Raw genomic sequence first — 4,150 nt, 5'->3', positions numbered from 1 at the left:
TGCTGATCGATGAGTTCACCGGCCGCATGATGCAGGGCCGCCGCCTGTCCGAAGGCCTCCACCAGGCGATCGAGGCCAAGGAGGGCGTGAAGATCATGCCCGAGAACCAGACCCTGGCCTCGGTGACGATCCAGAACTATTTCCGCCTCTACGAGAAGCTGTCCGGGATGACCGGCACGGCCGCGACCGAGGCCCAGGAATTCCTCGACATCTACAAGATGGACGTCCTGGAAGTGCCGACCAACCGCCCGGTCCAGCGCATCGACTACGACGACGAGATCTTCCGCACCGAGCGCGAGAAGAACCTGGCCATCGCCGCCCAGATCGCCGAGCGCCATCTGGCGGGCCAGCCGGTGCTGGTCGGCACGGTGTCGATCGAGAAGTCCGAGACCCTGTCCGAGCTGCTGAAGAATTTCGTCTACAAGGTCGAGGTCTCCCGCACCCCGAAGAAGGAGTTCGAGGGCAAGCCCAAGGATGCCGAGAAGATCGGCGATGCGGCCTATGACATCGAATACGAGGTCAAGCTGCGGGGCATTCCGCATAATGTCCTGAACGCGCGCCAGCACGAACAGGAAGCTTACATCGTCGCGGACGCGGGCCTGCCCGGCGCGGTGACCATCGCCACCAACATGGCCGGCCGCGGCACCGACATCCAGCTCGGCGGCAACCTTGAGATGCGCATGCAGAAGTGGCGCACGGAGCTGCGTAACATGGCGCAGGAGCTCACCCCCGAGATGGAGGCGGCCGAAGAGGCCCGCCTGAAGGCCGACATCGCCGTCCAGAAGGAAATTTCGCTGGCCGCCGGCGGCCTGTTCGTGCTCGGCACCGAGCGCCACGAGAGCCGCCGTATCGACAACCAGCTGCGCGGCCGGACCGGCCGTCAGGGCGACCCCGGCACCTCGAAATTCTTCCTGTCCTGCGAGGACGACCTGCTGCGCATCTTCGCCGGCGACCGTCTGGACTCGATCATGAAGTCGTTCGGCGTCGCCGAGGGCGAGGCCATCAGCCACCCGTGGCTGAACAAGGCGGTGGAACAGGCTCAGAAGCGCGTCGAGACCCGCAACTACGACATCCGCAAGAACCTGCTGAAGTACGACGACGTCGTGAACGACCAGCGCAAGGCCGTGTTCGAGCAGCGCCAGGAGTTCATGGACGCCACGGACCTGTCGGAACTGGTCAACGAGTTCCGCAGCGACGTGATTTCGGACCTGGTCGAGAAGCATATGCCGCCCAAGGCCTATGCCGAGCAGTGGGACATCGCGGGCCTGGACGAGAAGGTCCGCTCGACCCTGGGTCTCGAGCTGCCGCTGGCTGACTGGGCCGCCGAGGAAGGCGTGTCCAACGAGGAGATCGAGGAGCGCATCGTCACCGCCGCGGACGCCCGCGCCGAGGAACGCATCGCCCTGGTCGGCGCCGAACAGATCCGCAACCTCGAACGCCAGTTCATGCTGCAGATGATCGACATGCAGTGGCGCGAACACCTGGTCCAGCTGGACCACCTTCGCGGCGTCATCGGCCTGCGCGGCTACGGCCAGCGCGATCCGCTGAACGAGTATAAGACCGAGGCCTTCAACCTGTTCGAGTCGTTGCTGTACGGCCTGCGCCACGATGTGACGCGTTGGCTGATGACGGTGGAGTTCCGCTTCGAGCAGCCGCCGGCGATGGAGATGCCCGAGTTCCAGGAAATCCACCTGAACCCCGGCACCGGCGAGAACGAGATGGCCAACCCGCTGGCCCAGCTGCCGGAAGGCGCGCTGGAAGGCGACGCCCGGTCGCGTCTGCCGGTCGACGTCCTGCCCGTCGGCTGGGAACGCACCCCGCGCAACGCCGACTGCCCCTGCGGCTCGGGCCGCAAGTTCAAACACTGCCACGGCAGCCTGATTTAAGGACGCTATCGGTCGCCGCGCGGAGGCTCGCTGCCTGAGCGCCTGGACGTGTGATCGACCTTCGGGCGGCGGTTCAGACCGCCGTCGCCCGGAACCGGCTCCGCGAGGGCGTCGCCGCCGCCTCCCGACCCGCAAAGCGCACGATCCGGCGGAATTTGGCGCACGCCATCAGCGTCGGCGCCGTGCAGGCCGAGGCGTGCAGCAGGCCTTCGCGCATCCGCGACAGCTCCTCGATACGGCGGCCGATCTCTTCCGCCCTCGCCCGCAGCCGCGCCTTGTCGATGACCGGCTCGGGCGCGCCGCCCAGCATGGCCGCGATCTCGTCCAGCGAGAAACCGGACGCTCGCCCCAGCGCGATCAGGGACAGGCGCTCCAGCACCTCCGGATCGAACAGGCGTTTGAGCCCCCGACGCCCCGTCGAGGCGATCAGCCCGCGCTCCTCGTAGTAGCGCAGCGCCGAGGCGCGCACGCCCGAGCGGCGAGACAGTTCGGCGATGTCGATGTCGCGCACTCTTGACCTCAAGTCGGCTTGAACTTGCAGGATGGACGCGCGGTCCCCTCGCCGCAACCGGATGGAGACCGAGATGACCGACCCCGCGCGCCCCGCCGTTCCCGATCAAGGCTACTGGAGCCGGTCGGGCGGCTCCGCCTGGGCCGATCTCCAGACCCTGATGGACCGGCTGTACCAGCCGATCGGCGAGGCGGTCGCGGACAGGGCCGATCCGCCCGTCGGTGCGCGGGTGCTGGACGTGGGCTGCGGCGCGGGCGCGACAACGCTGGACCTGGCCCGGCGCGTGGGTCCGACGGGACACTGCACCGGCGTCGACATCTCCGCCCCCCTGCTGGAGGCGGCGCGGCGCAGGGCGGTGGCGACGGCCAATGTCGATTTCATCGAGGCCGACGCCCAGACCCATGACTTCGGCGAGGCGACGTTCGACGCCGTGACCTCACGGTTCGGGGTGATGTTCTTCACCGATCCGGACGCCGCCTTCGCCAATCTGAGGCGGGCGACCAAACCCGGCGGCCGCCTGACCTTCGCCTGCTGGCGTGCGGTCGCCGAGAACGCCCTCACCCAGGTCCCGCTGGAGGCCGCCACGCCCTTCCTGCCCGACCTGCCCCCGCCGCTGCCCGTCGACGCCCCCGGCCGGTTCGCCTTCGCCGATCCGGAAAAGGTGCGCGGCATCCTGCATCGCAGCGGCTGGACGGACATCGAGATCACGCCGCTGGACACGCCCACGCCCCTGAGCCTGGACGAGATGCTCGACCTCGGCCTGAAGTTCGGCGTGCTGGGAACGGCCCTGCCGCAACAGGACGAGACGGTGCGGGCGCAGGTGCGCGCGGCGGTGACAGATCGGCTGAACGTGCACCTCCGGGACGGGATCATTCCGATGAGCGCCGCCTGCTGGCTGGTCTCCGCCCGGCGCTGAAGGCCGCTGGCGGCGACCGCCGCGCCGTGCGACATCCACGGATATGACCCATAAGGCCCTGTTCTCCCGCGCCCTGTCCCTGGACCCGGAGCGCCTGCATTTCGCCGCTCACAGCCACCACCTGTGGCCCGACGCCAGCTTCGACGGCCAAGTGCGGGCCTGGGTCGAGGCCAACCGGTTCGCCGACCGCAAATGGGACCTGGTCTTCGGCGACGTCGTGCCCGAGGCGCAGACGCATGTGGCCAAGGAGCTGAACCTGCCCTCACCGGACAGCGTTGTCTTCGCGACCAACACCCATGAATTCCTGCTGCGCATCGTCTCCGGGATCGAGGCCAAGCCCGTGCGCATCCTGTCGACCGACGGCGAGTTCCACTCGTTCCGCCGTCAGGGCGAACGCTGGGAGGAGGCGGGCGATGCGGTCATCACCCGCGTGCCCCTGCATCCGTTCGACACCTTTGAGGCGCGCTTCATCGAGGCCGCCCGGGGGGGCGGCTTCGACCTGATCGTGATCAGCCAGGTCTTCTTCCGCACCGGACAGGTGTTCGGCGGCGTCGAGGCGCTGGCCGACCTGGCCAAGCCGGAAGGCCCGTGGGTGGTCATCGACGGCTACCACGGCTTCATGGCGGTCCCGACCGACCTGTCGGCGGTGGCGGACCGCGTCTTCTATGTCGCCGGGGGCTACAAATACGCCATGTCGGGCGAGGGCGCCGGCTTCCTGCATGCGCCCGACGGCTTCTGCCCCCGTCCGGTGATCACCGGCTGGTTCGCCGAGTTCGGCAATCTGACTGGGCCGCCGGAGGGGGTCCAGTACCGCGCCGACGCGGGCCGTTTCTGGGG

Annotated in this window: 4 protein-coding genes; 3 read left to right on the top strand and 1 reads right to left on the bottom strand. The window is 68.5% G+C overall.

All coding sequences use genetic code 11. From position 1 onward, the window contains the following. Positions 1–1,886, top strand: a 1,886-nt coding sequence (locus tag Q0C81_RS16905) for an SEC-C metal-binding domain-containing protein (RefSeq protein WP_291840718.1), incomplete at its 5' end; no start/stop codon positions are given. A gap of 73 nt (positions 1,887–1,959) precedes the next feature. Here Q0C81_RS16905 and Q0C81_RS16900 read toward each other — a convergent pair. Then, positions 1,960–2,397: a helix-turn-helix domain-containing protein gene (locus tag Q0C81_RS16900; protein WP_291840715.1), complete on the bottom strand. Its 438-nt coding sequence runs from the start codon at positions 2,395–2,397 to the stop codon at positions 1,960–1,962. A gap of 73 nt (positions 2,398–2,470) precedes the next feature. Here Q0C81_RS16900 and Q0C81_RS16895 point away from each other — a divergent pair, with 73 nt between their 5' ends. Both Q0C81_RS16895 and Q0C81_RS16890 read left to right on the top strand, forming a co-directional pair. After that, positions 2,471–3,313 (top strand): class I SAM-dependent methyltransferase, encoded by an 843-nt coding sequence (locus Q0C81_RS16895; RefSeq protein ID WP_291840712.1) that lies wholly within the window; start codon positions 2,471–2,473, stop codon positions 3,311–3,313. A gap of 43 nt (positions 3,314–3,356) precedes the next feature. Further along, positions 3,357–4,150: aminotransferase class V-fold PLP-dependent enzyme (locus Q0C81_RS16890; RefSeq protein WP_291840709.1), on the top strand; the 794-nt coding region annotated here is incomplete at its 3' end.

The sequence above is a fragment of the Brevundimonas sp. genome, from assembly GCF_023259385.1.
Lineage (GTDB): Bacteria > Pseudomonadota > Alphaproteobacteria > Caulobacterales > Caulobacteraceae > Brevundimonas.
Note: the sequence above shows the minus strand (reverse complement) of the source record. Positions and strands in the feature narration are given on the sequence as shown.

What these genes read in the sequence shown, in the direction of transcription:
- Q0C81_RS16895 (WP_291840712.1), top strand. Translation starts at nt 2,471, where the DNA reads ATGACCGACCCCGCGCGCCCCGCCGTTCCCGATCAAGGCTACTGGAGC.